Genomic DNA, 25,238 nt, shown 5'->3' with positions numbered 1-25,238 from the left:
GGGGCGTGTCCATCATGCCCGCCACGATGGCGGCGTCCTGGTGCCGCGGTCGCTCTCCAAGGAATCCGCGCATGACATCCTCTCCCGATTCGCTCAAGCAGACCATCGAACAAGCGCTCGCCTATCTGCGCACGGGTAATCCGCTGTTGGCGATCAACACGGTATCGGCACATGGTGACGTCGAGACATGCGCGCCGTCGTGCTGTGTCCTGGCCTTGGCGGCCTATGCCCTGTCCGACGTCGGCCGTTGCGCGGCCCTGTTGCGCAAGGCGCATGGGATCGAGCCGTTCTGCCGCGATTACATGGACCTGTTGGCCGGCATCCTGACACGGGCGGGGCGGTTGGAGGAGGGGTTGTTTTTCTCCAAGATGTCCGTTGCCGGGGAAGAGAATGCGCTAGGGGTGGATTTCGACGTCTTCGGGCTGTCCAACTATTTCGAGGCGCTGAAGAACGTTTCGCCCCCGACCTATTACCGGGATGCATTGGTGGCTTTCCTGGCGCGGGATTTTCCGGCGGTTCTGACCCATTGCGACCGTGAATTGTCGTTCAATCCCGACAACGCCCCGTGCCACACGGTTCTAGGTCTTTGCATGCTGGAGATGGGGGATTTCGGCGGGGCGCGTTCCGCTTTGCAACAGGCGGTCGCGCTGGTGCCCGGTGAACCGGCCACCTACCTGCATCTGGCCAAGGTGCACGAGAAGTGCGGGCAGTTCGAACAGGCCGCGGGCTGCCGTCGTCAGGCGGCGCGGCTCGCGCCGCACGCCAACGCCGTCCGTGTCGCCACCATGGCCGGTCTCAGCGTGCGTGACGACGCGGAATGGGCCGCCCATCGTCAGGCGTTGCAACAAGACATCAACGCGGCTTTGTTGGAACAACGGCAATCGGCCTTGCCGTCCACGCCGTTCAGCCCGGCCGGTGGCGACATCCTGACGGTGGGGGTGTTGTCCGACAGTTTTTACAACAATACCCTCATGCGTCTGGTCGAACCGGTGCTGGCGCGTCTGCCCAATGGCAACACCCGGTTGGCGGGCTACCAGCAGACGCCGGCGCATGACGTGGTGACCGTCCGTCTCAAGGGGATATCCGCTAACTGGACGGAAAGCTACGACATCGACGACGATACCCTGGCCGCCATCGTCGCCGGTGACGAAGTGGACGTTCTGTTGGACCTGTGCGGCTATTCCGAACATGGCCGCCTGTCCTTTCTGGCCCGTCGTCCGGCGGCGGCGCAACTGGCGTGGCTGGGCTGGCCCTGCGCGGCGGGAAGCGAGGGGGTGGACGGTGTCCTGAGCGATTCCGTCCTGGCCGAGGCCGACGAGGACGTGGCCGGCTGTCCGTCGCTGCTGTTGGAAAACGGTGTGATCGCCCTCGATCCCCTGACCGAGATGCCCGAGGTCGGCCCCAGTCCGTTCCTGGCCAACGGGGCGGTCACGTTCGGTACGGTACTGGATCTTTCGGTCATTCGGCCGGAGATCGCCGCCCTATGGGCGGATGTGTTGAATGCGGTTCCCGGCTCCCGTCTGATGTTGGGCAAGGTGGGACAGGCGTCCGAGGAATTGTTGATCCGCGCTTACGGTCTGTTCGCCGATTACGGCGTCAGCGAGCGTCTGCTGCTTCAGGTGGCCGACGAAGACGCGAACGTGGACGAGGATTTCTTCGCCAAGATCGACGTCTTTCTTGACCCCTATCCCTGTTCGCAGCCCTTCGCGGTCGCCCAGGCCCTGTGGATGGGGGTGCCGGCCCTGGCGGTGATGGCTGGCCGGCGGACGTCGCGGCTGGGGGCCAGCGTGCTCAATGCCGCCGGTTGCCGGAACTGGATATGCCCCGACCTCGACAGCCTGTCGGTCAAGGCGGCCATGCTGTGCGCCAATCCCTCGGGCCTTCCGGCCTTGCGCGCGGGCCTGCGTGACCAGGTCGCGCAATCGTCTTTGTTCAATCCCGACCGGGTTGCCGACGAATTGCGCGTCAAGTTGCGGTCATGGGTGTCCCGGCGTCGTGCCGGTGCGGTGGGTTGAGGAGAGGGTGATCATGGCGGACATGTCGTTGTTCGAGCGCAACCTCGCTCTCTTGCAGTCGACCCAGCCCAATGTGGGTCGCCTGTTGAGCGGGTACGTCCCGCAATCGCAGCTGGTCTATGACGAGGACGGCGAACCGGACGTGGAATTCCGGGGCATGCGGCTTTACGGCATGGGGGCGGAGAAATACGTCCGCCGCCCCAAGACCGAGCCCTGGCAGTACCCCCATCGCTTCACCCTGGGGCCGCCCCAGGTTGAAAGGCTTGATCCGCAGACCGGCGACTTCATGAAGCGCTACCTGCGTCGCGCGGTCGACGCCGGCATGACTTTCAAGACCTTGCAGACCACTCAGACCGCCTATCATCTGGTTGTTCTGGGCATCGGCCTGGGGGCGCACATCAACGGTCTGATCGACCTGCACCAGTCGCGTCACGTGGCTCTGGTGGAACCCAATGTGGAGTTTCTGTACCAGTCGCTGTTCGTTTTCGACTGGACGGCGCTGGCCGAACGCTGTGCCGCCGAGGGACGTGCGTTCAACATCGTGGTTTCCGATTCGCCCGACGAAATCTCGCTGATCGTGCGCACCATGATCAAGAACGCCAACGCGGCGTCGGTGGACGGGACGGTCGTGCAGGTGCACTACCCGTCCCCCACCTTGTTGGCGACGGGGCCGGAGCTCGACAAGCAGATCGGCCTGATGCTGTCGGGATTCGGCTTCATGGAAGACGAGTTCCACATGATCTCGAACACCTACGCCAACCTCGAGGACGGCACGGCGCGGGTGCTCAAGTGGCGTCGCGACGAGGCCTATCCGCTGCCGGTCCTGGTGGTCGGTTCGGGCGGGTCGTTCGACGAAAGCGTCGAGGACATTCGTCGGTTGTCCGACCGTGCCCTGGTGGTGTCGTGCGGAACCGCCCTGCGGCCGATGCTCATGGCCGGAATAAAGCCGGACGTTCACATCGAGCTGGAACGCGACGACGTCCGCTACGACATCCTGAGCGAATTGATCCAAGGCTTCGATGTCCGCGACATCTGGCTGGTGGGGTCATCGACCGTGTGGCCCGAGTTCCGGCGGATGTTCCCCAAACGCCTGTATTATTTCCGGCCGGCGCTGTCGGCTTTCCCGTTGTTCGGCCTTGGTCCCGACAGCGGGTTGCACCAAGCCTCGCCGACGGTCACCAACGCGGCCTTGTGCTTCGCCCAGGCCATCGGCGCCCGCCAGATCTATTTCTTCGGCGTGGACATGTCGACGCGCGATCCCAACCGCCACCATTCGCGGAATTCCTGGCAGTACACCCAAGCCCACGAATACGTCTATCGCGGGGGGTGGGACCTGGAACTGCCGGGGAATTTCGGTGGCACGGTGCTGACCAACGACGTGTTGCTGTGGGCGCACGACGAACTGGAAATGGCCATCCGGGCCGTGCCCGGCGGTCGCAAATACTTCAATTGCAGCGACGGCGCCCGCATCGCCGGGGCGCTTCCGAAACTGCCCAAGAGCGTCCAACTGCCGGAACCCGGCCGTCCGAAGAAGCAACTGGTCGAGCAGTTGATGACGTCGTTCCCGCTTTACGCCGCGGATGTGTTCCAGGAACGCTGGCGCGACGGCGCCTTGTATCGCGACCTGGAAGAGGCGGCGGTGGAACTGATCGATGTTATCGAACGCCATCGCGACCACCTTCTGGACCTGTCCTATCTGGTCGAGTTGATGGCCGATTACAGTGTGGTCACGCGCCAATTGCCGGTGGAGAAGCTGGTGCTGCGCGGCACGGTTCTGATGATCCTGATGTGCGGCGAATATTTCCTGTCCCGCCTGGAACAGATCGGGCGCCGCGAGGAACTGGCCCGCATTATGGGAGAAGAATTCATCCGCAGCTTCGAGGAAATGGGCGCCCAGGCCTGTGACGACCTTCGGGCGATGATCGAGGAACGGGTGACGCTGTCGCGCCGGGCGGCGGAGGACGCATGATTCCCGCCGCGGCACAGGCGGTTCCTTGCGCGGTGTGCGGCGGTACGCGCAACGAACCCTTGTATCGGACGCGGCGGCGGACCGGGACGGCGGTCGGCGATGTCGATGTGGTGGTGGTGCAATGCGCCGATTGCGGCTTCGCCTTCAACTCGCCGCGCCTGGGGATCGAGGAATACCGGCGCTATTACTCGGATACCAACCTGGCGTCGGGTCAGGTGTTCCGCGACAATCGGCCGGGATCGTATTACAGCCGCCTGTTCGCCGAGCGCGCGGCGTTCCTGGTTCCATTCCTGGCCCGTCGATCCTCTGGCCTGGTGCTGGACGTTGGATGTGGCGGCGGCGGTTTTCTTTCGGCGCTGGATCTGCCGTCCGGTTGGCGCAAGCGGGGCATCGAACCGTCGGCCAAGGCCTCCGCCTCGGCTCGGGAAAACGGCCTGGACGTGGTTCAGGGGTTTGCCGAGGATTTGTTGCCGGCCGAGGCCGGAAGCGTGGACGTCCTGTCGCTGATCAGCGTGGTCGAACATCTGTGGGCTCCGGCCGACGAACTGGCGGCCATGGTGTCCTTGTTGCGGCCCGATGGCTTGCTGTTCATCGAAGTACCCAACACCTTGTTCCCGGAGTTGTCGCTGACCGGTTTCTTCTCGTTCGAGCATGTGTCGCATTTCACGCCGCACAGCCTGTGGCGGTTCCTGACCCGACTGGGCTTCGCCCATGTGGTGTTCGACCCGGCGCCGACGCGGGGCATTTATCTGCGCTGCGTGGCGGGACGCGACCCTGCGTCCTTTGAGGGGGCCGAGATCATGCCGCCGGCCGACGACCGGGACGCCTTGCGGGGGGCCGTCGCGCGCTATGCCGAGGACGAGGCCCGGCTGCTGGAGGGGTTGGAGCGCCGGGTCGGCGCCGCTTTCGCGCGGTGGCGGGCCGAAGGTCGCAAGGTGGCGATCTATGGCGCGGGCCTGCATACGGTGCACCTTGACGCCTTGTACGATATTCGCGCCAACGCCACCCTGGTCCTTGACGGCGATCCGGCAAAACAAGGCACCACTTTCCTGGGCTTGCCGGTTCATGGTCCCCAGGACATCGACCGTCTTGGGATCGACGCGGTGTTGATTTCGTCGCAGCGTTTCACCGACGAGATCGCCGCCACTGTTCACAGGCATTCCAGCCGCCCCGTCGAGGTCGAACGCTGTTACGATTGAAGGGCCATGGGCATGGCGTGTCGAAAATGCTCGAAAACGCCAACCACCACGGTTTAAGAATGATTTTACGGGTTAAGGACGAAAGTTGGGGATATTGGCGAACGGAAGTTCGCGCCACAGTGTCTTCCCGTGCCGCCTTTGGGTAGCCGGGGGCCGTCTGAAGAAGGGACGGCCGACGCCGTGGCGACATAAGCCGCTTTGAGCAGAAAGGCGCAAGACATGGCTTTGCCGATGCTGGACATCCCCCAGCACCTTAATTACGTCGGGGCGTTCCTGACGCTCGAATGCAATCTGGACTGCTCCTATTGCATCAACGATCCCGACCAGGCGGGTAAGCGGCGCAGTTCCTTCGCCGGACAAGGGGCCACGCTGTCGCCCGAACAATGGGTCCTGGCGCTCGGCCGTATTCCCGCCCGCGACGACCTGCCGATCACCCTGCAAGGGGGAGAGCCGACTCTGTTCGGCAAGGGCAAAGGCCTGGGCATTCTGTTGGGCGGGGTGCCGAACCGTTTCGATCTGCTGACCAACATGGCGCTCAAGCCGGCGGCGTTCGCCGCCGCTGTGGCCGGTTGTCAGGACAAGTTGCGTCGTGACGCCCCCTATCCGTCCATCCGGGTCAGTTGGCACCCCGCCGAAATGCATCGCGTGTGGGGCACGCGGGCTTTCGCGGAATTGGTGGAGCGTTGTGTCGGCCTGGGGGAATACGGGTTCAGGGTCCATCCCGACAAGCGATTGAGCGATGTCGGAATCTACATGGTCGACGTGCCGGGAAACCACCTGCACGACGAGATGCTGGCCCTGGCCGCCGGCAAGGTTCCGGTCGAGACCAAGGAATTCCTGGGGATGCACGAGGGGCGCCTGTACGGGACCTACCTCTATCCCTTCTCCACCAACCTGTTGGCGGGGGGGTATCACGACCGCACGCTGGAATGCGAGTGCCGGACCAGCGAGCTTTTGATCGACCCCCAGGGATTCGTGTGGCAATGCCACGCCTTTTTGTATCAGAGCATGATCGACGGTGGCTTGCAGGACGCGCTCGCCCGTCTTGGCGAATGCGGGTTCGAACTGACGCGGCATGCCGACGAGGTGCTGGCCGGGGTTCCGTTCCGTCCGGTGGGACACATGCTGGATCCCGACTTCACCTTGGACGAGATCCGCAAGTTCCGCGCCTGCACGCATTATGGCCGTTGCATCGGCTGCGACACCAAGGTGAAGAACAACCGCTTCCAAAGCCTGGACGACGAACAGACGCCGCACACTTCGGTCGAGATCCGCAACCTGCGCATGCCCGGCGAAGTGCGGAACCTGTTGCCGGCCGCCGAGCGGAACCGGTGGTATTTCGACCAGCGACAGGCGTCGTGACGTGGTCGGGAGAAACGTTATGACCAGCCCATGGCCCCGCAAGCGCGTTCTGATCGTCAAGACCGGCCACGGCGAGACCTTGGACCCGGAAAACGGCGAGGTCATCAGCCTGGGGGACATCCTGCGCAGCACGGTGCTGCTCAACCTGTTTCCCGCCGCCGAATACGCCACCACCTGGGTGGTTTCCGGCGCGGGCGCGCCGTTGTTGGCCAACAATCCATTCATCAGCCATCTGGTGGTGGTGAATTCCCTGAACCTGACCGAGCTGCGGCTGCCCTATCGCGAGTACGAGGTCGTCGTCAACCTGGAGAAGGACCCGCGCATGTGCCGGGCACTCGACGCCGTGCCGGCGGAAATCCGTTATGGCTATGGCCTGTCCGGCGGCGGTTCGGTGGTCATGTCCAGCGACGCCCCCGAGGTCCAGGCCATGATCCACGACCCCAGCTTCAAAAGGCACCAGGGGCGGTCGTGGTCGGAATTGCTGTATCGCATCCTTGGGCGCGACTATGACGGCGCTCCTTATGTGGTCCAGGCGCCGCCGCGGACGCCGCGGTGGGATGTCGGGCTGAACCATCTGGTCGGCAGCAAGTTTCCGCTGAAAGCGTGGCCCAAGGGGCATTGGGAGCAATTGGCGGAAGGGCTGTCCGAACATGCCTCGGTCTGTTGGCAGCAATCGGCCAACGACCTGAACGGATACATCGACTGGATTTCGTCGTGCAGGGTTATCGTCACCAACGATTCCCTGGGTCTTCATTTGGCGATGGCGTTGGGACGTGGCGTGGTCGCCATGTTCGGTCCGACCGTCGCGACGGAAGTGGATCAGATGCCTCACATGGTGAAGTTGTTGCCCGAAGTAGACTGGGATTGCGTTCCCTGCCTGTCCGACACATGCACGCATGAACACACCTGCATGGCCTATGTTTCGCCTCGGCGGGTGCAACAGGCGGTGTTGGACGTGTTGGCGTCGTTGCCGGTCGCGGCGGGGCGTCCGCTTGAGGTGGGAGCCGTGCGATGACGACGCTGCAACTGGATGGAACCAAGCTGCATCACCACATGGAGGCGGTGGCCGCCTGGATGCGGGGCGAGACCGTCTATCCCATCTTGCTGGAGATCAATCCGACCAAGGCGTGCAACCACGCCTGCCTGTTTTGCGCCTACGACTACATCGAGCGTCAGGCGGTGTTCCTGGACGTGGCGCGGACCAAGGCGCTGTTGGAAGAGATGAAGGGGCTGGGGACCAAGGCGCTCTTTTATTCCGGCGAGGGCGAGCCGTTGCTGCACAAGGGGTTGCCCGACCTGATCGAGGCCGCCGCTGCCCTGGGCTACGACCAGGCGCTCAACACCAACGGTTCGCCGCTGACCGCCAAGGTGATCGAACGGGTGGTTCCCCACATGTCGTTCATCCGCTGTTCGGTGAACGGGACCGACGCCCAGGATTATGCGCGGGTCCACCGCGTTCCCCCGGAACATTACCGTTCGGTGCTGTCCAACCTGGAAGCGGTCGTCGCCTTCAAGCGTGCCAATCCGGGTCTGGAGACGACCTTGGGTGTCCAGTTCGTCTATCTTGGCCAGCCGGTGGAGGACGTGATCGCCATGGCCGCGCGCTTGCGCGACCTGGGGGTCGACTACCTGTCGGTGAAGCAATACAACGAGCATCCGTTCAACGATTACCGGGTCGGCAAGCCGTTGCCGCCGCCCGAGGCGTTCGAGCAGGTGCGGGCCCTGGCGACGGAACGCTTTCACGTGACGGTGCGTGTCGGCCTGCGTGAACAAGATTGGGTGCGGCCCTACAAAAGCTGTCTGGCGCTGCCGTTCTTCGCCGAGCTGATGCCGGATGGCGAGGTCTACGCCTGTGGGCCGCACCTGAACGAGAAGCCGTTCTGTTACGGCAACATCCATGACGGCGACTTCAAGACGATGTGGTCCAAGGAAGGGCGGGCCAAGGTCGAATGCCACGTTCAAGGCATCGAAAACCTTGACGACGTGTGCATGCCCCATTGCCGGCTGGATCAGGTCAACCGCTTCTTGTGGTCGCTGAAGAACCCGCCCGACCACGTGAACTTCATCTGAAGGTGCCAGCGATGAGCAATCTTTATCTCGACGGTACCAAGTTGCACCACCACCTGGAGAGCGTCCAGCGCTGGCTGAAAGGCGAATTGATCGCTCCGCTTCATGTGGAGGTGTCGCCGACCGGTGCCTGCAACCACCGCTGCACCTTCTGTTATGCCGACCACAACGACCACAAGCTGGGGACAATCAAACGCGATGTCCTGCTTCAGCTCATGCGCGACATGGGGCGCATGGGGGTCAAGAGCTGTCTGTTCGCCGGGGACGGCGAACCGCTGGTGCACAAGCATTGTACCGAGGCGATTCGTGTCGGCGCCGAATCGGGCGTGGACATGGCGCTGAATTCCAACGCCGTGTTGCTGACCGAGGAAAAAGCGCGTGAGGCGTTGCCCCACCTGACCTGGGCGCGGTTCTCGGTGATGGCGCACGAACCCGGCCTGTACGCGGACATTCACCGGACCAAGCCCGAGGACTTCCAGCGCGCCATCGACAACATCGCCACGGCGGCCCGCATCAAGCGGGAACAGGGGCTCAAGGTCACCATCGGCATCCAACAGGTGTTGCTGCCGGGAAACGGCCACGGTGTGCCGTCCCTGGCCCGTCTGGCCCGCGACATCGGCTGCGACTACTACGTCTTGAAGCAGTTCCATCACGACGAAAAGAATTCCGGTTACGCGGGTGACACCGCCGTCAATCTGATGAACCGCTATCGCGCCGAGATGGAGGAGGCGGCGACGCTGTCCACCGACACCTTCACCTCGATCATCCGCTGGCATACCTTCGCCGAAAATGGTGAACGCCATTACAAGCATTGCCTGGGGCTGCCGTTCATTTCCCAGATCGCCGGCAACGGCAAGGTCTACACCTGCTGTCCGTTCTTCGGGGACGACCGTTACGAGCTGGGTGACCTCAATCAGGACAGTTATGCCGACATCTGGTCTTCGGAAAAGGCAGCGCGGGTGCGCAAGTGGGTCGAGACCGAACAGGACGTGTCCACCTGCATGCCCTATTGCCGGCACCATCAGGTCAACCGCATGTGCTGGTCGTTGAAGAACCCCCCGGACCATGTGAATTTCATCTGATGGAACGGACCTGTCCAATCTGCGGCCCCCAGGCGCCGGCCCGATCCTATGGCCAGCGTTCGGGCTTTCCCCTGATGCGATGCGGTTCCTGTGGTCTGGTCTACCTGAAAGGATCGGCGGCCGAGGCCGAGGCATTCTATCAGGACGCCGCCGGAACCAAGGTCAACCGCGACGCCATCCAGTATTGGTCCTTTCCTGATCTTTACGCCAAGCACCAGTCGATCTTCGACGGCTTCTTCCTGGAACGCTGGCAACGTCTGTCGGCTTTCCGGCCCGACATGCGGCGGGTGCTGGATGTGGGCTGCGGCTATGGGTTCTTTCTGAAGTCCCTGCAAGGGTGGGTGGAAACCCGCCATGGGATCGAGATTTCCCCCGAACCGGCCCGCTATGCCCGCGAGGTGTTCGGTCTCGACGTGTCCGAGGCCCCCATCGAGGAATTCACGCCCGACGCGCCTTACGATTGTCTGGTGATGTGCGACGTGCTCGAACACCTGGAACAGCCGCTCGACGTGGTGCGCCGGTGTCGTGACATGCTGGCGGCGGACGGTTTGTTTTTTGTCCAGGTGCCCAATCTGGTGGGGTTCCGCCTGCCGCCCGGCCATGGTTGGGGATTGCCGCATCATATCTGGCAGTTTTCCCCGCCATGCCTTGCCCGCCTGCTGGAACAGGGCGGCTTTCGCGTGGAAGCCTGGTATACCGGGGTTCTGGGCGTCGTCGGGGTGCACGAACACGGTGGCCCGACGCTCGCACAGCGGGCCATGTGGTGGGCGGCCCGGCGTTTCCGCCAGGGCAACCGCCTGATGATGGTGGCCCGCCGGGTCTGATCCCTCGTTTGGCGACGGTCACGGCAAAGCCTTGGCCAAGTCCGCGAACAGATTCCGGTTCGCGGTGATCATGTGCTCGCGCAGGCGTTCCGCGCCGGCCACATGGCGGCGATAGTCGGCGGCGTTCAGGCGGGGGCCGATGCTCGCGATCTCGTCGCTGGTCACCACCAACCCCGCGTCGAAGTCGCGGACCAGTTCGGCGACATGGGTGAAGTAGTCGGTGACGATCACCGGCAGGCCGCCCAGAAGATAGCTGGTCAGCTTGTTGTGGGTGGTGATCTTGTCGATCAGCGGGATGGCGGTGGGGTCCGGGCGGTGGAACGCCACCCAGCCGTAATGGTGGGCCGACATGCGTCCCACCAATTCGGCCAGCGGGATCGCCCGATGATAGCGGATCGGCCCGTTTGCGAACTCCTCCAGATATTCGGCGTAGTCGGCGTCGCCGCCGGTGCCGCGATGCAGGCCGTTGAACATCTCCACCCGCGCGTGGTCCTCGGCCGCCAACCGGCGGAAGAACGGCACCACGTCGGCCCATTTGAAGGCGCTGTCGGCCGTGAACTTGCTGCGGGTGTGGATCGACCCGGCGTAAAGGATGCTGAACGGCTCGTTCCCTTCAGGCGCCGGCGCCGGGTTGCCGCTGCGGATGTCCTCTCGCAAGGGGTAATAAAGGCCGTTGGGGACCTCGATCAGCCGGCGGAACGGCTCCCACGGGCTACCGCCGCTCTTGTAGAGGACGTAGCTCGCCTCGCGGAAGGAACAGGCGGTACCCGCCCGTGCCAGCCGCTCGGTCAGGTCGGAATATCCCCAGCCTTCGGCCAGATAGGGGCCGGGAAAGGTCATGGCGACGTCGTAGATTTCGTGGATCAGCGCCGCGTTTGGCGCCGCCTCGCGGATGAGTACGGGATAACCGTCGCCGTTGAGCTGGCAGGTGGTGCGCAGGTAAACCGCCTTGGGCCGCAACGTACGCATCACTTCGGCCGCCAGACTGGCCGATTGCTTGAGGTCCAGCGTCGGATAGATTCCGTGGTCGGCGTAATGTTCCTGGCGTCCGAGGAACAGCTTGAGCGTGCGTTCGGGCGGCAACAGCCGCGCCAGATCGGCATCCGGGATCAATTGCCAGGACATGCCGGTGGTGTCGAGAATCAGGTAGTCGGGGGCCAGCGCCGCCGCCTGGGAACATGTTTCGGCGCTTCGGGTGGCCAGCGCGGCGGCGGCAAAATCGGGATTGCCGAACAGGCGGACGATCTTGGTCGCGGGGATGCCATTTTTCGTCAGCGCTTCGACCATGTCCGGTTCCCGGCTGACATGGGCGACCAGGACGTGGTCGAACTCGCGCGTGGCCAATTGCGTCGGGGCGATCACCGGCAGACCGCTGTCGGTCACCACCCACTGGCTGTTGCGGTCGACGATGCCTTCGAGCTGGATGTCCGTGCGGGCGCGCAAGTGCGGAAGGATGGCACGGGTGAAGCTGCCGCCGCCATAGATCCATACCCGGCCTTGCAACGGCAGTCGGGCAAGGTGGGCGAGCGCCAGATCCTGGTCGCGCGGCGCCGCCATCTCGGTGTGGAAGTATTCGAGCACGGGGGCGTGGGCGGCCGGCCGGTCGGCGGTTTCCGCCGCCATCTGCGCGGCCATGGCCTGATAAAGGGCCAGATCGTCGCCGGTCAGGCACGGGTCGGTCATGATGACGGTCCTCAGTCCAAGGTACGGTACAACTCGAACGCGCTGCCTTGCCACAGGCCGCCGAACTGGCGGGGATCGCGGGTGCAGCCCTTGCACGGGTTTTCCGGCGGCGCCTCGCGAAAGGCCCGGAGCCACTCCAGGTGCTCGGGCTTGTGCCAGGCTTCCTCCCAGGTCATGTCGACCATGGACAGGCGCTGGAACAGGTCGGCGTCGTTGGTCCAACAGCACGGGGTCAGGTAACCGTCGACCGTCACCCCCGGCCGCAGCCAGGGATCGACGCAACGGGCATCCTTGGCTTGCAGGCATTTGGGCGGGGCGATGCGCAGATTGGGCAGCGGCAGGCTTTCCATCAACAGACGGGCCAGACGGATTTCCCCGTCGGAGTCCAACAGGCGTTCGGGCTGGCCCATGTCGCCGATTTCGCGCACGCCCACGGTGAACTTGCCGATGTCGTTGATCTCGCGCAGCAGTGACGGCAACCCCTCCAGGTTCTCCTTGCTGACGGTGATGGACACGATGACCGGAATGCGGAACGTTGCCAGATCGTGCAGCAACCGCCGCAGCCGATTGACGTCGGTGCCGGTCCGCACCTGGTCGGCGATGTCCTGGTCCAGCGTGTCGACCGACACCATCAGATAGTTCAACCCGTGTTCGATCAGCATGCGGTAATAATCCGCGTCGCGGGCCAAGCCGTTGGTGTTGATCTGGATGATGCGGAACTTTCCGCAATCGCGGGCATAGGCCAGGATGTCCGGCAGGTCGGGATTGAACGCCACTTCGCCGAAGCCCGAGACGATCAGGTGGCTTATGGGCGGGAAGTTGTCGAGCACTTTCCGGGCGGTGGCGAGGTCCATGAAGCGGCTGCTCCATTCGCCGTCCTCGCGGCGGTTGGTGCGGCGGCAGCCCGGGCAGCGCAGGTTGCAGGCCGTGGTCACCTCCATCAGCATGAACTGAAGGCGTTGCGGCAAGGAATCGGAAAAATCCGTGCTCATGCGGCACCTTCGATGGCGTGATGGAATTCGGGGTGCGGTTCGCGGTTCTCGTTAATGAAGACGCGGCGCCCCGCGGTGCCGTTCAAGATGCGCTCGGCGATGCGATGCGGTTGTTCATAGCCGTGCTGGTAGGTGGCAAGGCATGGAATGACGACCGCATCGTAATCGATCGTCCGCAGGTGGGCGTACAGTTCCTCGGGAATGCGGTCGGCATTTAGGAATTGCTGATCGACTGGGTGGATCTCGCCATTGATGCGGTCGTGGTTCACCTCGTCGAGAACCCCGCGTTGGACGATGGCGTCGATCACCAATCCGTCGAAACATTGTGCCAGGTCGTCCAGCAATTCGTTGAACTGGTCCGAGCGCACCGAACGCATCACCAGTACCCGGCGGGGGCGCAACTCCATCTCTTCCTTGAGGCGGCGGCGCATTTCCTCGATGGACAGCTTTTCGCCGACCCGCAACGCCTCGCGGTAGGCGCGGCGCAACAGGGCGTAATCGACGCCCTTGATCTTCTCGCCGCTGGGCGAACGGCTGTAATTGTCGAAATCCGTGTCGTCACGCATCAGGCCGTTTCGCTCACAATAGGTGTAAAGGCCCGAGCCCGGTGTCGGCGCGAAGAACGAGATCAGATAGACATAAGGGCGGACCTTCTTGATCAGGTCCACCGTCTGCCAGACTTCCGCTTCGGTCTCGGTGGGGATGCCCATCATGAAGTTGCCGATCATGCGGATACCGTGGCGGTGACAGATTTCCGCCGCCCGCAGGTTCAGTTCCGCCGTGGTCTGTTTTCCTAGGAATTTGAGGATGCGGTCGGAACCGCTTTCGAAACCGATGGACAGGGCACGCAGACCGCATTGGTGCATGCGCGCGACCATGTCCTCGTTGGCGCAGATGATGTCTGCCCGCGCCTGACAGCACCATTCCAGGGAAATCCCCTCTGTTTCCAGCGCGTCGCAGAATTTCAGCACCCAGTCGCGGTCCTGGGTCAGGCAATCGTCTTGGAACATGGTGCTTTTCAGGCCGTGGCTGCGTTGCAACAGCTTGATTTCCGCGATCACGCTTTCGACCGAGCGGTTGCGCACGCCGCCGAACATCAGCCGTTCCGCCGGTTGGCAGAAGGTGCAGTGGTAAAGGCAGCCGCGGCCCGACACCAGGGTCAGGAACGGGCGTGGCAGAATGTTGAGGACGGGTTCCTCCACCACGTCGAACAGGTCGCGGTCGAAAAACGGCAGGTCGTCCAGGTTGGCGACCGGTTTGCCCTTGACGATTCCGGCCGGTGGGCACTCGCCACGCTCGATGGCGTCGGCGATTTCCAGCATCACCACCTCGCCCTCGGCCTGGACCAGGGTGTCGAACAGGCCGGTTTCCTGCATCTGCTGGGTCATCAGGGTGGGGTGGGGACCACCGGCCACCAGCCAGGCGTTGGGGACGACCTTTTTCAGGCGGCTGGCGCATTCCCGGGCGATGCCGAAATTGACGGTCAGCACGGTGATGCCGAACACCACCTTTTCACCGTCGCCATTGCGTTCGGCGCATTGGGCTTCGAACATTTCCCAACCCGACAGCTTGCGCAGGTCGATCAACTCGACCCGGTGTCCGTGCTGTTTCAGCAAGGCACTGATCAGTGCCAGTCCGGGGTGCGGCCAGGTTTGCGAACGTTCACCGGAATCGTTGTTGAAGCCGAGCCCGTTGCCGATGCCCGGATAGATCAGAACCACCTTGGCCATGTCGCTCTCCTTCTGAGATGCGGCGCTTGCATCCGGGTAGGATGCCTGTTCGTGTATTAAGAAAATTGAAAGAGGATTCTGGTAACAGATTCGGGTCTGGTAAAGTCCGACGCGTGCGGGAAATCCCCGTACGAACCGATGTGCAGAAGCACCCAAGGAGCCCGCCATGAGCGGATCGCCCAATCTGTTCCTGGATGGAACGAAGCTGTTGTTTCATCCTGATCGGGTGGCGGCTTGGCAGCGCGGCGAGCGCATCTTTCCGTTGCATCTCGATATCGCCCCCGCAGGGGCCTGCAACCACCGTTGCACGTTCTGTATCGTCGACTACAAGGATAATCGCAGCGGCGTTCTGCCGGGGCCGGTGCTCAACCAGCTTCTGGAAGAATCCGCGCGCCTGGGGGTGCGCAGCGTGCTGTTCGCCGGCGACGGCGAACCGCTGCTCAACCGTGATCTGCCTGCCGCCGTCGAGGTCGGCGCTCGCGCCGGCCTCAGCATGGCGCTCAACACCAACGCCGTGCTGTTGGACGAAAAGACCGCGCGACGCATCCTGCCCCATCTGGAATGGGTGAGGATCAGCGTCGCCGCTGGCATGGCCGACACCTATTCCCGAATCCATCGGACCAAGGCCGCCGATTTCGACCGCGTGTTCGCCAACATCGCCGCCGCCTCGGCGGTGAAGCGGGAATTGGGCTTGCCGGTGACCATCGGGGTGCAACAGATATTGTTGCCGGAAAACAGCCATGAAGTCGTCGAACTGGCCGAACGGGTCCGCGATGCTGGCGCCGATTATTTCGTGGTCAAGCGGTTCGCCGAACAGGGGCTCAACACGTTCTCGGCACCGTCCGACCTGCATCGGTGTTGCGAGGATGCGTTCCGCGCCGCCGAGGCGCTGGCCCGGCCGGGTTTCGCGGTCATCATCCGCCGCCAGAATTTCGAGGATGACGGTCACCGCGATTACCGCCGCTGCCTTGGGCTGCCGTTCCTGGCCTATGTGCTGGCCGATGGCGGGGTCTACACCTGTTGCGGTTTTTATGGCGAACCGGCGTTCTGTTACGGCAACCTGCATACCGACAGCTTCGAGACGATCTGGCGCAGCGCACGGCGCGCCGCCGTCACCGAACGGGTCGAGACGTCGTTGGACGTTGAGAAATGCATGAAGCATTGCCGCCATCACAACATCAACAAAGTGGCCTGGGAACTGCGTCATCCCCCCGCCCACGTCAATTTCATCTAAGGGAGGCTGTAGCGTGGAAAAAGACAGTGGAATCGTCGTCACCCACGTCTCGGGCGGCTGCAAGTATCACCGCAACCAGGGTGAACGCTACCGGCTCGAGGACATCACCCCCGCGGGTTTGTGCCCCCATGCCTATTTCACGGCCTATCCCTATATCCTGGGGATGCTGCACGAAGTCCGCTTCGACTGGATGAAGGACGATTCGGACCACGTTTTCGCCCAATGCCCGGCCCTCAAGTCCCCGCGTGTGCTTGAGGTCTTCCGCGAGCGGGATGCCGACGGCAAGGTGCGGGTGTTCGTGCGTGTCGGCGAAAAGAACGACGCGGTGGACCTTCCCGGCGCCACCGCCTGCGACTGTCCGCACACCGAAGGCGACACCGCCGAGGCCAATCAGGGCGACGGCCTGGGCTTTTGTCCGGCCGCGTTCAATCAAATCTATCCGTTCCTGCAAATGTATCTGAAGGTGGGCCAGACGCCGTTCCAGGGAAAACTGGACGCCTTCTACGGGGTGTGCCCCGACAACAACAATAACGTCACGTTCAAGATTTCCGCGGAAAAGGACTGACCATGGCGTTGCAACTGAACGGCCACAAGCTGTTGCACCATGTGGACGAATTGGTGAAGTGGAAGCGGGGCGAAGATTTCTTCCCGATTCACCTGGATATCAGTCCGATCGGCAAGTGCAACCATCGTTGCGCCCATTGCTATGTCGAATACCTGGGCCATCGCGGTCCCAAGCTGGAGCGCGAGGCGTTCCTGCGTCTGGCGGCGGACATCGGCAGATGCGGCGTCAAGAGCGCCTTCATCGCCGGTACCGGCGAACCGTTCCTGAACGAGGCGACGGTGGACGCCATCCGCATCGGCCGGGAAAACGGCACCGACATGGCGGTGTCCACCAATGGCGTGCTGCTGGACGAAGACAAGCTCAACGGCATCCTGCCCTATTTGACGTGGATGCGGTTCTCGATCCTGGGTGGTTCGGCACCGACCTACGCCAAGCTGCAATCGGGCCGGGAAGCGGATTGGGACAAGCTGGTCCAGGTGTTGTCCTGGGCCGGCGGCATCAAGGCCCGGCGCGGTCTGGACGTCACCTTGGGCGCGGTCTTTTGCGTCATGCCCGAGAACGGTCACGAGGTGGCGCTTCTGGCACGGCGGCTGAAGGATTCCGGCATCGACTACATGGTGGTCAAGCCGGCCAGCCAGAACGAACGCAACACCTTCCGCGTTCCGCTGGACATGCACGAGCGTTTCCGCGACCAGATCGCCGAGGCGGAAGCCCTGTCCGGCGACGGGTTCCATGTGGAAGTGCGCATGGACCAGTTCAACCAGATGCTGAAGCGCACCTACAAGAAGTGCCTGGGACTGCCGTTCATCACCATGATTGGCGAAGACGGCGGCATCTACACCTGTAACGGCCATTGGGGAAACCCCGATTTCTGTTACGGCAACATCCACGAGCAAAGCTTCGAGGAAATCTGGAACGGCCCGCGCCGCCGCGAGGTGCAGCGCCGGATCGAGGCACACCTGGATTTCGACACCTGCGAACCGATCTGCCGACAAAACAGCATCAACCAGTTCCTGTGGGGGCTGCGTTCGCCGCCGGACCACATCAACTTCATTTGATCAGGGGTGCAGGGCTTCATGGAAACCCGTCTGCTGGGACGCACCGGGCTCAGGGTGTCGGCGTTGGGCATGGGAACATGGCCGCTGGCCGGGGCGCTGACCCTGGCGGGGCGGCCGTTCGGCTATGGCGAAAGCGCTCCCGGCGTGGCCGAGGCCGCGCTTGAGACAGCCCTGGACAGCGGCGTGACCTTGTTCGACACCGCCGACTTCTACGGTCTGGGCCGGGCCGAACGGTTGCTGGCGCAGCGCGTGGCCAAGGACCCGCGGGCGCTGATCGTGACCAAGGCGGGGAACGTGCCCGACAACGCGGTCGGTGTCATGACCGACGTGTCGCGTCCGCATTTGCTGGCGTCGGTGCGGCGTTCGCTGAAGCGGCTGGGGCGCGAACGGGTGGAGGTCTTCCTGTTGCATGTCCTGCCCGAAGGCGATGTCGCCTGGGATGAGGCCCTGGACACCCTGACCGAGATGAAGGCGGCGGGGCTGATCGCCCATGGTGGCGTTTCGGTCGCCCATCGCTTCGACGACGTGTTGCCCCGGCTGTCCGATCCCCGGATCGAGGTGGTCGAGGTTTACTACAACCTGTTCTTCAACCGCTATCGCGGTGCCTTTTCCCAGGCTTGCGCCCATCACGGCGTCGGCGTCATCGGCGCCTCTCCGTTGGGGCGGGGGCTGCTGTCGTCCAGCGTCACCATGGATCGCCGTTTCGACGAAGGCGACGTGCGTTCCACATGGAACGCCGGTGGCGCCCAATTCCAGGACGATCTCGCGCGGCGCGACCGGGTCGCGGCGGCGGTGGCCGGGTTCGGGGTGTCGCTCAGCGCGGCCGCCTTGGCCTTCGTACTGGCCGAGCCGACCATCGCCACGGTCATTCCCGGCATGCGGACGTCGGCCCAGGTGGCGGACAACGTCGCCGACATCGCCGCCGCCTGCGGTCGGGACGGCCTGCTTGCCGCAATGTCGGCCGCCCTCGACGGCGGTTGAGGGTTTACACCATCAACACGCCGCCGTTGACGTTGATCACCTGTCCGGTGACATAGGACGCGGCGTCGGAAGCCAGGAATACCGCTGCCTCGGCCACGTCGGCCGGTTCGCCCACGCGGGCCAGCGGCACGCCGGCGACCACCGCGTCCTCGGTGGTGTGGCCCTGGGCCATGATGTGCTCGTACATCTCGGTGCGGATGAAGCCCGGTGCGATGGCGTTGACCCGCACGTTGGGCGCCAGCAATCGCGCCGTGGAGCGGGTGAACGAGATCACCGCCGCCTTGGCCGCCGCGTAATGCGGTGCCTTGGGGCCGCCCATCTGGCCGCCCATGGAACTCAGGTTGACGACGGCGCCGCCTTCGGGACCGAAGCGTCGGGCGGCGCCCTGGGTGCACAGGAACACGCCCTTGAGGTTGACCGCCAGCATGCTGTCCCACTCGGCCTCGTCGATTTCGAGGAACGGCGTCTGCTTCAGGATACCGGCGTTGTTGACCAGCACATCCAGCCGGCCGAAGCGGGCGACGACCGCGTCCAACGCCGTCTCGACCGAGGCGCGGTCGGCGACGTCCAGCGCCACGGCGAAGGCGTCGCCGCCGATCTCGGCCACCACCTGGGCGGCGGCCTGGGCGTTGCTGTGGTAGCCGACGGTGACACGCGCGCCTTGCGCGGCGAAGGCGCGGGCGATGGCGGCGCCGATGCCGCGCGAGGCGCCGGTGACCAGGGCGGCCTTACCGGCCAGGCGGTCCCCGTTCACTTTGCCCATTCCGGCCAACGGGCGGCGATCTTGGCGGCGATGCCCGGCGCGTCCAGACCGAACAGCTTGGTCAACTCGTCGTTCGATCCCGGTGGGGCGAAGGTACAGGGAATACCGATCCGCAGCACGTCCACGGCGATCCGGCGATCCATGGCCAGGGTCGCCAGGGCCGAGCCGACGCCGCCGTCCAGCACCGCCTCTTCGATGGTCACCGCACGCGGGGCGGCGACCAACAGGGCGGCCAGTTCGTCCTCGGGCAACGGCTTCAATCGACGCAGGTTGACCAGCCCGGCGTCGACGCCGCGTGCCCGCAAGTCCTCGACCGCCGCCGCCGCCGCCTTGTAGGTGTTGCCGACGGTGAACACCGTGACGTCCTTGCCGCCGCGCACCACCTGCGGCAACGAAAGCGCCGCCGGCGGTTCGTCGGCGACGGCCGGGTCGATTTCGTCCACCGGACCATAAGGCATCAGGATCAGGGTGGGACCGGCCGGGTTGCGCAATGTCTCGGCCACCATGGCGGCCAGTTCGAACCCGTCCTTGGGATAGAGCATGGTCAGGTTGGGCAACGGCCGCAGATAGGCCAGGTCGTAGATGCCGTGATGGGTGGGGTTGTCGTAGCCGGCGAAGCCGCTGCGCATGCCCAGCATCAGGATCGGCAGGTTCATGAAGCAGACGTCGTGGATGACTTGGTCGAAGGCGCGCTGCATGAAGGTGGATTGATAGGCGATGACCGGCCGCATGCCGTCCAGCGCCAGCCCCACCGTCAAGGTCATGGCGTGCTGTTCCTCCATGCCGGGGTCGAAACAGCGTTCCGGCCAGCGTTGGAAGATGGGGGCAAGGCCGGTGGCGTACAGGGTGGAGGGGGTGACGCAGCAGATGCGTTCGTCGGTCTCCATGGCCTTGGCGATCTCGGCCGCCGCCACGTCCTGACAGGGCTTGGGCGGTGCGCCGGACGACAGCGTGCCGCTGGCCACGTCGAACGGGAACGAGAAATGCTGGCGCACCGGATGGGTCTTGGCCGGTTCCCAGCCATGGCCCTTTTCCGTCTTGGCGTGCACCACCGCCAGCGGGCCGGGCTTGCGCGCTTCGGTGAACGCCTCGACCAGGGCGGCGACGTCGTGGCCGTCCACCGGGCCGATATAGCGGCACCCCAGAGCTTCGAACAATGCCCGCGCCCGGCCGTGCTGGAACGCCTCGTGCAGCGCGCCGAAGCCGGGGCTGATGGCGAAGCCGTTGTCGTTGAGCGCCAGCACCATGGGAGCGTTTTCCACCGCCGCGTGGTTCAGCGCTTCCAACGCCATGCCCTCGGCCAGGGCGCCGTCGCCGATGAACGCCACCACCGGCCGGTCCTCGCCCCGGATCTTGCGGGCCAGGGCCATGCCCAAGGCCACCGAAAGCGAGGTGCCGGCGTGTGACGCCTCGATCAGGTCATGCTCGCTTTCGGTGCGGGTGACGAAACGGTTCATGCCGCCGAAACTGTTCAGGCTGGGGAACAGCCCGGCGCGCCCGGTCAACAGCTTGTGGGTATAGCCCTGATGGCCGGTGTCCCAGATGATCGGCTCGGCCGGCGATTCGAACACCTTGTGCAAGGCGATGGATAATTCCACCGTGCCCAGGTTGGCCCCGATATGGCCGCCGGTGCGCGAGATGGTGTCCAACAAAAAGGCCCGGATTTCGTCGGCCAGCATACGCAAGGCGGCGACGTCCAGATCCTTGATGTCTTTGGGAGAACGGATGGTTTCCAGGATGTTCTTGCGGTCCAAGGGCGTAACCCGCTGTTAAGGAAGATGGGCCATGCTGCGCCAAAGGCTAGGGCAGGTTCTTTAAGATTTGGTTGTGCCCCCGGCCACGGTCCTGACCGGAGTTCCCGCCATGGTCGCCCAGCCCCAATTCATCGCCGAAGTTTCCAGCAACCACGCCCGCGACCTGGGGCGGTGCCGGGCCTTCGTCGATGCCGCGGCGGATAGCGGTTGCGACGCGGTGAAGTTCCAGCTTTTCCGGGTGCGCGACCTGTTCGCCCCGGAAATCGTCGCCGTGCGTCCCGACATCCAGGCTCGGGTGGAGTGGGAATTGCCCACCGAGTTCCTGGCCCCCATCGCCGAACACTGTCGGGCACGGGGGATCTTGTTCGCCTGTACGCCGTTTTCCCTCGACGCCGTGGCCGACCTTGCCCCGCATGTGGATCTGTTCAAGGTCGCTTCTTACGAAATGATCTGGCCCGATCTGGTGCGGGCATGCGCCGCCACCGGCAAGCCGCTGGTGGTGTCCACCGGCATGGCCGACATGGACGAGGTTCGGGCCATGGTCGGCTGGGCGCGCGACGCCGGCGGCCATGACCTGACCTTGCTGCATTGCGTTTCCAACTATCCCACCAAGCCCGAGGACGCCAATCTGGCGGCGCTTGACACCCTTCGCCGGGCCACCGGCTGTGCGGTGGGATGGTCCGACCATACCCGGCGGCCGTCGGTGATCCACCGCGCGGTGCATCGCTGGGGAGCCTCGGTGGTCGAGTTCCATTTCGACCTCGAAGGAGAAGGCGCTGAATTCGCCGCCGGCCATTGCTGGCTGCCCGGCGAAATCGCCCCGGTTATCCGCGACGTGCGCGAGGCGCTGGGCGCCGACGGCGACGGCAGCAAGGAACCGGGAGCGACCGAGTTGGTGGAACGCCAGTGGCGTGCCGACCCCGAGGACGGCTTGCGGCCGCTCAAGGCGACGCGGGTGGGGTATCGCCCATGAGCGTGGTCGCCGCCATCATCCAGGCGCGCATGGGATCGACCCGCTTTCCGGGCAAGAGTCTGTATCCGGTCGCCGGCAAACCCTTGATCTGGCATTTGATCCACCGCCTGAAACAGGCCCGTGCCGTCACCCATGTCTGTGTCGCCACCACCACCGATCCGTCCGACGATCCCTTGGCCGCCTATGCCGCCGAACAGGGCGCGGTGGTGGTGCGGGGCAGCGTCGACAACGTCCTTGAGCGTTATCTGACCGCCGCGCGCCGGCTTGACGCCGAGGTGGTGATCCGCGTCACCGGCGATTCGCCGCTGGTGGCTCCCGACATCATCGACGCCATGGTCGAACGCCTGTTGGAAGCCGATGCCGACAACATCTGCGGCGACGGTTCGCCGCAAGCGGTGATCGATGAAGGCTATACCGTGGTGTCGCGCCGCCTGTTGGAGCGTATCGGCGTCGAGGGGGCGGATGACCCGGCCGCACGCGAGCACGTCACCTATTACGCCTCGCTGCATCCCGAGCTGGGCCGCGCGGTGTCTTTTCGCTTTCCCGTCAGCCATGAGTTTTCCGGCGGTCGCATCTCGGTGGACACGCCCGCCGATGTGGCGTTGATCGAGGCGCTTTACGCCGAGACCGGCGTTCCAGCGGGGGAACTGGGCATTCCCCAGGTGGTGGAGCTTCTCAGGCGCCGCCCCGACCTCGTGGCGATCAACGCCCATGTCCGGCAAAAGGGTGGGGACGAGGTGACGCGCAAGGCCCTGTTCCGCTGTGACGGCGGGGCGCGGCTGGGCTTGGGGCACGTCATGCGTTGCCTGAACGTGGCGCGGGAACTGCGCGACCGTCATTCCTGGGGCGTGCGCTTCGCCATGGCCGGCGAAGAGGTGGCGCGGCGGCTGGTGGAACAGCAAGGCTTTGGCGTGGCCGAGGTGACCGAAGCGGGAGCCATGGACGCCTTGGTCGCGCGATGGGCGCCCGACGTGTTGATGGTCGATCTGCGTGACGACACCGGGCCGGAGGTGCTGCGCGGCTGGCGCCGTTCGGTCAAGGTGTTGGCGGTGCTGGATGATGGGTCCGATCGCCGTCTGGCCGCCGATCTGGCGTTTTATCCGCCGGTGCCGCAGGTGGCGGCCCTGACGTTCGCGCCGCAGACCCAGGTCTTGGCCGGCTGGGAATGGTTGCCGGTGGCGCGTCCGCACCTCCCCGTCACACGCACGCAAAGCGCCGTACCGCGGCTGCTGGTGTGCATGGGCGGCGCCGATCCCGCCGACCTGACCGGCCGGGCGGTGTCCATCCTGGCTGGGTTGGAGGCGGCGTTCGAGGCGACCGTGGTGGTCGGGGCGGCCTATGGCCGGCGCGAGGCGTTGGCGGCCCGTCTGGCGGAATTGGGGCCTCGGTTCCGGCTTGAGGTGGCGGTGCCCGATCTGGTGGCGCGGTTGCCGGCCTTCGATCTGGCCTTGGCGTCGTTCGGCACCATCGCCCACGAATTGGCGATGATGGCGGTGCCCATGGTTCTGCTGGGCCTGACCGACGACCACGTTCTTTCGGCCTCGGCCTTGGCGGCGGCCGGGGCGGCAATGGTGCTTGGCGTGCACGACCGGGTCGCCGATGTCGAGGTCGCGGATGCCGTTTCCGGTCTGTTGGCCGATCCGGCGCGAAGAGAGCGGATGGCGGCGGCCGGCGCCGCGTTGATCGATGGCGATGGCGCGTGCCGCGTCGCCCAACGGCTGGCCCAGGCGGTGGTGAATAATGTGTCTGTGCAGGAAAAGGCGGTGACTTCATGACCCGGACCTTGGTGGTATTGGGCGGCGGCGGCGACCAGTTGTTCATGGTGCGCACCGCGCGCCAGATGGGGTTGGCGACCTTGGTGTTCGACATGAACCCCAAGGCGGCGGCCTTTGCCGAGGCCGACCATCACGCGGTCATCAGCACGCGTGAGCCCGAGGCCATCTGCGCCTATCTCGACCGGCCGGAAATCCGCGCGCTCGATCTGGCCGGTGTCAGCACCATGGGCAGCGACATTCCCGACATCGTCGCCCGTGTCGCCCACCATCTGGGGACACCGGCCATTTCCATGGAATCGGCCCGGCTGGCCACCGACAAGTTCGCCATGAAACGGCGGTTCCGGGAGTGTGGGGTGCCCATTCCGTGGTTCGCCGAGGTCGAGACGGCAGCCGAGGTGCGCCGCGCCCTGGCCGAACGGGGACAGGTGGTGATCAAGCCGGTGGACCGGTCCGGGTCGCGCGGGGTGTTCCTGTTGGGGCCGGATTCCGACGCCGAAGCCTTGTTCCAGGCGGCCCGTGACTTTTCCTTTTCCGGTCGGGTCCAGGTCGAGGAATATCTGCCCGGTCTTCAGATCAGCACCGAGACCATCATGGTGAACGGGCGCGCGGTCACCCCAGGTTTCGCCGACCGTAATTACGAACTTCTGGAACGGTTCCTGCCGCAGATCATGGAAAACGGCGGTTGGGTGCCGTCCATCCTGGGCGCCGACGACCGCGCGGCGGTGGAGCGGGCGGTGGAACAGGCGTCGCTGGCGCTCGGCATCACCGATGGTGTCACCAAGGGCGACGTGGTCCTGACCCCCGAGGGGCCGAAGATCATCGAGATCGCCGCGCGGCTGTCGGGGGGCGATTTCTGTGAAAGCCTGGTGCCGTTGGGGACCGGGATCAATTATGTGCGCGCGGTCATCGCCATGGCGGTGGGTGACCAGCCCGATCTCGACGCCCTGGAGCCGCAATGGAACGTGGCGGTGGCCAACCGCTATTTCTTTCCGCCGCCGGGGCGGCTGGTGCGGGTCGAGGGGGCAGAGGAAGTGGCGGCCCAGGATTGGGTCAAGAAGCTGGAATTCTGGTATCAGCCCGGCGACGTGGTGCCCGAGATGCTGAGCCACGCCCATCGTTTCGGTGTGTTCGTGCTGGTGGCCCCCGACCGAGCCACGGCGCAACAGCGGGTCGATTGGGTCTATCGCACCATCAACATCGTCGTCGAATGAC

20 protein-coding genes are annotated in these 25,238 nt (G+C 64.6%); 15 read left to right on the top strand and 5 right to left on the bottom strand.

Going from position 1 to position 25,238, the window contains the following annotated elements; all coding sequences use genetic code 11:
- Positions 1-71: 71 nt before the first annotated feature.
- The 8 genes from G4223_RS13820 to G4223_RS13785 all read left to right on the top strand — a co-directional run bounded on the left by G4223_RS13820 (position 72) and on the right by G4223_RS13785 (position 10,518).
- Positions 72-2,015 (top strand): O-linked N-acetylglucosamine transferase family protein, encoded by a 1,944-nt coding sequence (locus tag G4223_RS13820; protein WP_163680855.1) that lies wholly within the window; start codon positions 72-74, stop codon positions 2,013-2,015.
- A 13-nt stretch (positions 2,016-2,028) separates the two neighbouring features.
- Positions 2,029-3,984, top strand: coding sequence for a 6-hydroxymethylpterin diphosphokinase MptE-like protein (locus tag G4223_RS13815; RefSeq protein ID WP_163680851.1), 1,956 nt, complete (start codon positions 2,029-2,031; stop codon positions 3,982-3,984).
- Entirely contained in the window at positions 3,981-5,183 is a 1,203-nt protein-coding gene (locus G4223_RS13810) for a class I SAM-dependent methyltransferase (protein WP_163680848.1), read from the top strand. The genes G4223_RS13815 and G4223_RS13810 overlap by 4 nt, the downstream gene beginning before the upstream one ends.
- A 219-nt stretch (positions 5,184-5,402) precedes the next feature.
- Positions 5,403-6,545: a hypothetical protein gene (locus G4223_RS13805; protein ID WP_163680845.1), complete on the top strand. Its 1,143-nt coding sequence runs from the start codon at positions 5,403-5,405 to the stop codon at positions 6,543-6,545.
- Positions 6,546-6,564: 19 nt separating this feature from the next.
- Positions 6,565-7,560: a glycosyltransferase family 9 protein gene (locus G4223_RS13800; protein ID WP_163680843.1), complete on the top strand. Its 996-nt coding sequence runs from the start codon at positions 6,565-6,567 to the stop codon at positions 7,558-7,560.
- Positions 7,557-8,615: a radical SAM/SPASM domain-containing protein gene (locus G4223_RS13795; RefSeq protein WP_163680839.1), complete on the top strand. Its 1,059-nt coding sequence runs from the start codon at positions 7,557-7,559 to the stop codon at positions 8,613-8,615. The genes G4223_RS13800 and G4223_RS13795 overlap by 4 nt, the downstream gene beginning before the upstream one ends.
- Positions 8,616-8,626: 11 nt before the next feature.
- Positions 8,627-9,694 (top strand): radical SAM protein, encoded by a 1,068-nt coding sequence (locus G4223_RS13790; RefSeq protein ID WP_163680836.1) that lies wholly within the window; start codon positions 8,627-8,629, stop codon positions 9,692-9,694.
- On the top strand, positions 9,694-10,518 hold the full coding sequence (locus tag G4223_RS13785) for a class I SAM-dependent methyltransferase (protein ID WP_163680833.1): 825 nt from the start codon (positions 9,694-9,696) through the stop codon (positions 10,516-10,518). Before G4223_RS13790 ends, G4223_RS13785 begins: the two co-directional genes overlap by 1 nt.
- Before the next feature lie 18 nt (positions 10,519-10,536).
- Here the strand turns inward: G4223_RS13785 and G4223_RS13780 are convergent, their stop codons facing one another.
- From G4223_RS13780 to G4223_RS13770, 3 genes are read right to left on the bottom strand one after another with little or no spacing between them, the layout of a single operon-like run.
- Positions 10,537-12,201 (bottom strand): glycosyltransferase family 4 protein, encoded by a 1,665-nt coding sequence (locus G4223_RS13780; protein ID WP_163680829.1) that lies wholly within the window; start codon positions 12,199-12,201, stop codon positions 10,537-10,539.
- Between the two features lie 11 nt (positions 12,202-12,212).
- A complete protein-coding gene (locus tag G4223_RS13775; protein WP_163680826.1) occupies positions 12,213-13,193 on the bottom strand; it encodes a radical SAM/SPASM domain-containing protein in 981 nt (326 codons plus the stop codon).
- The gene (locus G4223_RS13770) at positions 13,190-14,923 is read right to left on the bottom strand and encodes a B12-binding domain-containing radical SAM protein (RefSeq protein WP_163680823.1); all 1,734 of its coding nucleotides are present in this window, start codon (positions 14,921-14,923) and stop codon (positions 13,190-13,192) included. Before G4223_RS13770 ends, G4223_RS13775 begins: the two co-directional genes overlap by 4 nt.
- Positions 14,924-15,089: 166 nt before the next feature.
- Between G4223_RS13770 and G4223_RS13765 the strand changes: the two genes are divergently transcribed.
- Genes G4223_RS13765 through G4223_RS13750 form a run of 4 tightly spaced genes read left to right on the top strand, consistent with a single transcriptional unit; the run spans position 15,090 to position 18,761 of the window.
- Positions 15,090-16,157, top strand: a complete 1,068-nt coding sequence (locus G4223_RS13765) for a radical SAM protein (RefSeq protein ID WP_163680820.1) — start codon at positions 15,090-15,092, stop codon at positions 16,155-16,157.
- A gap of 13 nt (positions 16,158-16,170) precedes the next feature.
- Positions 16,171-16,722 carry a TIGR04076 family protein gene (locus G4223_RS13760; RefSeq protein WP_163680818.1) on the top strand — a complete coding sequence of 184 codons (552 nt, stop codon included), beginning with the start codon at positions 16,171-16,173 and terminating at the stop codon, positions 16,720-16,722.
- A 2-nt stretch (positions 16,723-16,724) separates the two neighbouring features.
- On the top strand, positions 16,725-17,780 hold the full coding sequence (locus tag G4223_RS13755; RefSeq protein ID WP_163680816.1) for a radical SAM protein: 1,056 nt from the start codon (positions 16,725-16,727) through the stop codon (positions 17,778-17,780).
- Between the two features lie 18 nt (positions 17,781-17,798).
- Positions 17,799-18,761 (top strand): aldo/keto reductase, encoded by a 963-nt coding sequence (locus G4223_RS13750; protein ID WP_163680813.1) that lies wholly within the window; start codon positions 17,799-17,801, stop codon positions 18,759-18,761.
- Between the two features lie 4 nt (positions 18,762-18,765).
- Here G4223_RS13750 and G4223_RS13745 read toward each other — a convergent pair whose 3' ends face one another.
- Positions 18,766-19,515 carry a glucose 1-dehydrogenase gene (locus tag G4223_RS13745; protein ID WP_205762516.1) on the bottom strand — a complete coding sequence of 250 codons (750 nt, stop codon included), beginning with the start codon at positions 19,513-19,515 and terminating at the stop codon, positions 18,766-18,768.
- Positions 19,512-21,278: a 1-deoxy-D-xylulose-5-phosphate synthase gene (locus tag G4223_RS13740; RefSeq protein ID WP_163680808.1), complete on the bottom strand. Its 1,767-nt coding sequence runs from the start codon at positions 21,276-21,278 to the stop codon at positions 19,512-19,514. The genes G4223_RS13745 and G4223_RS13740 overlap by 4 nt, the downstream gene beginning before the upstream one ends.
- Positions 21,279-21,387: 109 nt before the next feature.
- Here G4223_RS13740 and G4223_RS13735 point away from each other — a divergent pair, with 109 nt between their 5' ends.
- Genes G4223_RS13735 through G4223_RS13725 form a run of 3 tightly spaced genes read left to right on the top strand, consistent with a single transcriptional unit; the run spans position 21,388 to position 25,237 of the window.
- Entirely contained in the window at positions 21,388-22,251 is an 864-nt protein-coding gene (locus G4223_RS13735) for an N-acetylneuraminate synthase family protein (protein ID WP_163680803.1), read from the top strand.
- On the top strand, positions 22,248-24,026 hold the full coding sequence (locus G4223_RS13730) for a cytidylyltransferase domain-containing protein (RefSeq protein WP_163680800.1): 1,779 nt from the start codon (positions 22,248-22,250) through the stop codon (positions 24,024-24,026). Before G4223_RS13735 ends, G4223_RS13730 begins: the two co-directional genes overlap by 4 nt.
- Entirely contained in the window at positions 24,023-25,237 is a 1,215-nt protein-coding gene (locus G4223_RS13725) for an ATP-grasp domain-containing protein (protein ID WP_163680797.1), read from the top strand. The genes G4223_RS13730 and G4223_RS13725 overlap by 4 nt, the downstream gene beginning before the upstream one ends.
- The last annotated feature ends 1 nt before the right edge of the window (position 25,238 follow it).

Origin of the sequence: Magnetospirillum aberrantis SpK, assembly GCF_011022235.1 — a bacterium.
GTDB classification, from domain to species: Bacteria; Pseudomonadota; Alphaproteobacteria; order Rhodospirillales; family Magnetospirillaceae; genus Magnetospirillum; species Magnetospirillum aberrantis.
Note: the sequence above shows the minus strand (reverse complement) of the source record. Positions and strands in the feature narration are given on the sequence as shown.

Excerpts from the sequence above, each read along its gene's own strand:
- G4223_RS13820 (WP_163680855.1), top strand. The coding sequence starts at position 72 with ATGACATCCTCTCCCGATTCGCTCAAGCAGACCATCGAACAAGCGCTC.
- G4223_RS13815 (WP_163680851.1), top strand. The coding sequence starts at position 2,029 with ATGGCGGACATGTCGTTGTTCGAGCGCAACCTCGCTCTCTTGCAGTCG.
- G4223_RS13810 (WP_163680848.1), top strand. The coding sequence starts at position 3,981 with ATGATTCCCGCCGCGGCACAGGCGGTTCCTTGCGCGGTGTGCGGCGGT.
- G4223_RS13805 (WP_163680845.1), top strand. The coding sequence starts at position 5,403 with ATGGCTTTGCCGATGCTGGACATCCCCCAGCACCTTAATTACGTCGGG.
- G4223_RS13800 (WP_163680843.1), top strand. The coding sequence starts at position 6,565 with ATGACCAGCCCATGGCCCCGCAAGCGCGTTCTGATCGTCAAGACCGGC.
- G4223_RS13795 (WP_163680839.1), top strand. The coding sequence starts at position 7,557 with ATGACGACGCTGCAACTGGATGGAACCAAGCTGCATCACCACATGGAG.
- G4223_RS13790 (WP_163680836.1), top strand. The coding sequence starts at position 8,627 with ATGAGCAATCTTTATCTCGACGGTACCAAGTTGCACCACCACCTGGAG.
- G4223_RS13785 (WP_163680833.1), top strand. The coding sequence starts at position 9,694 with ATGGAACGGACCTGTCCAATCTGCGGCCCCCAGGCGCCGGCCCGATCC.
- G4223_RS13780 (WP_163680829.1), bottom strand. The coding sequence starts at position 12,201 with ATGACCGACCCGTGCCTGACCGGCGACGATCTGGCCCTTTATCAGGCC.
- G4223_RS13775 (WP_163680826.1), bottom strand. The coding sequence starts at position 13,193 with ATGAGCACGGATTTTTCCGATTCCTTGCCGCAACGCCTTCAGTTCATG.
- G4223_RS13770 (WP_163680823.1), bottom strand. The coding sequence starts at position 14,923 with ATGGCCAAGGTGGTTCTGATCTATCCGGGCATCGGCAACGGGCTCGGC.
- G4223_RS13765 (WP_163680820.1), top strand. The coding sequence starts at position 15,090 with ATGAGCGGATCGCCCAATCTGTTCCTGGATGGAACGAAGCTGTTGTTT.
- G4223_RS13755 (WP_163680816.1), top strand. The coding sequence starts at position 16,725 with ATGGCGTTGCAACTGAACGGCCACAAGCTGTTGCACCATGTGGACGAA.
- G4223_RS13750 (WP_163680813.1), top strand. The coding sequence starts at position 17,799 with ATGGAAACCCGTCTGCTGGGACGCACCGGGCTCAGGGTGTCGGCGTTG.
- G4223_RS13735 (WP_163680803.1), top strand. The coding sequence starts at position 21,388 with ATGGTCGCCCAGCCCCAATTCATCGCCGAAGTTTCCAGCAACCACGCC.
- G4223_RS13730 (WP_163680800.1), top strand. The coding sequence starts at position 22,248 with ATGAGCGTGGTCGCCGCCATCATCCAGGCGCGCATGGGATCGACCCGC.
- G4223_RS13725 (WP_163680797.1), top strand. The coding sequence starts at position 24,023 with ATGACCCGGACCTTGGTGGTATTGGGCGGCGGCGGCGACCAGTTGTTC.